Raw genomic sequence first — 1502 nt, 5'->3', positions numbered from 1 at the left:
TTCCTCTTTCAAACGAGCATTTTCTTTTTTTAGTTCAGCCACTTCTTTTCCAGTCAGTCCTGTGGACTGATTAGGCAAATATAAATTCTTCCATTTGTAAATCGTCGCTTCAGATAAGCCATATTCTTTCGCCAACCCTCGAACGGAACGTCCAGTTTGATTCAGTTCAACAATCATCTGTTTAAAATTTTCTTCATATCGGGTCATAAAAAATCATCCTCTCGTAGCTAAGTTTAATTTATTTTTGTCTCTACGAAAAGTTGTCTAAGATTTAATACTAACACCACTAATAAGGCTACGTGTAAATATGATCAACACAAAATGTACGTAGCTGTGCCAAGTAGAGAAAACTTGAAAGATTTTTCAATTGACGTAGAAATGTTTGAATGTTCAGAATGTGGTCACCATAACATAGTTGGATGCATGTGTAATAATTGCCAGGATATTTATCGAATGAAAATAAAGCAAGCGTGCTCTTTAGAAGAAAAAGTAAGTATAGAATCATGTGACTTGAGAGATAGGTTGGCTCTGGCGACATTATTACAATATACATTTACAAATTCTTATGGAGAGGAGATTGGCCCATACAACAAATATTTAGAAGTAAGAGAATCAGCCTTTTTTGATGTGAGAAGGGAGCTTGAATGTCTGATAGCGAAAGGGATTATTGGCGTATCTCCTAGCAGTGATCTGTCGTCCTTTCCTATAGATGATCAGTTTCCAAATAGATTTTATTCTGACAGGGTGAAATATAAGCTTAACATTGATATGGAAGACGAGGATTATCTATTTAGTTCTTTGAAGTACTTTACAAATCCTATATCAATAAATGATCAAGAAAAAAAAGATGTTTGGCGATATATTGTAATAAATGAGTTAATAAGATTAACTAAATATCAGATGAATGAATTTGATTTTTTATACAAACATAAGAATGACAAGGACAAATTATTTAATCTATTTAATCGCTTAGTAGAAATCCTTATTCCCTCTCAGATATATGCTATGATTTGGCTTGGAATCAGAAAAGCGGATAATTTAAAGAAAAAAGATGCTTGGAAAAATTATAAATACCATCATGTAGATTTTATTATTACAAATATAGAACAGTTGATTATGCGGAGATTTAATAATCAGGAAGAAATTAAAAGCTACAATTATCCGAATCAAGTTAAACCGATACTATACACTAAAATATATTTCGAACAGATTTTGTTAAAGCCAAATTGGTTTGTTGAAAAAGTTCCTAGTGTTGGTATGGGAGGAAATTAATGAAGTCTATTGGTACTAAATTGTATAAGTCATTAATAGGAGAATTAAATAATCAAATTATTAAATATCTTAAAGAACAGTATATGAAAAACTATTCAACAGAGGAGATTGCTGAACGAGTAGCTACTTTTAAAAAAGTTATTGAATTAGCAAATGAATCTAATATCAGTAATGATAAGTGTAAGTTAATTATCAGTAAAGAAATAGATGACTTTGAAGAATCTAACGTT

3 protein-coding genes are annotated in these 1502 nt (G+C 30.8%); 2 read left to right on the top strand and 1 reads right to left on the bottom strand.

Features of this window, described 5'->3' with window-relative positions; genetic code table 11:
• Positions 1 to 207, bottom strand: a 207-nt coding sequence (locus EP1_RS13475) for a transposase (protein WP_067628292.1), incomplete at its 3' end; no start/stop codon positions are given.
• Positions 208 to 453: 246 nt separating this feature from the next.
• Here EP1_RS13475 and EP1_RS13130 point away from each other — a divergent pair.
• Together EP1_RS13130 and EP1_RS13125 are read left to right on the top strand one after the other, a co-directional pair.
• Positions 454 to 1272 carry a hypothetical protein gene (locus EP1_RS13130; RefSeq protein WP_067628290.1) on the top strand — a complete coding sequence of 273 codons (819 nt, stop codon included), beginning with the start codon at positions 454 to 456 and terminating at the stop codon, positions 1270 to 1272.
• A partial coding sequence (locus tag EP1_RS13125) for a hypothetical protein (protein ID WP_157065602.1) occupies positions 1272 to 1502 on the top strand: 231 nt, incomplete at its 3' end. The genes EP1_RS13130 and EP1_RS13125, both read left to right, overlap by 1 nt.

The organism is Enterococcus pseudoavium NBRC 100491 (assembly GCF_001544295.1).
Lineage (GTDB): Bacteria > Bacillota > Bacilli > Lactobacillales > Enterococcaceae > Enterococcus_A > Enterococcus_A pseudoavium.
The sequence above is the reverse complement of the archived record's forward strand: the minus strand, read 5'-3'. Positions and strand labels throughout refer to the sequence as shown.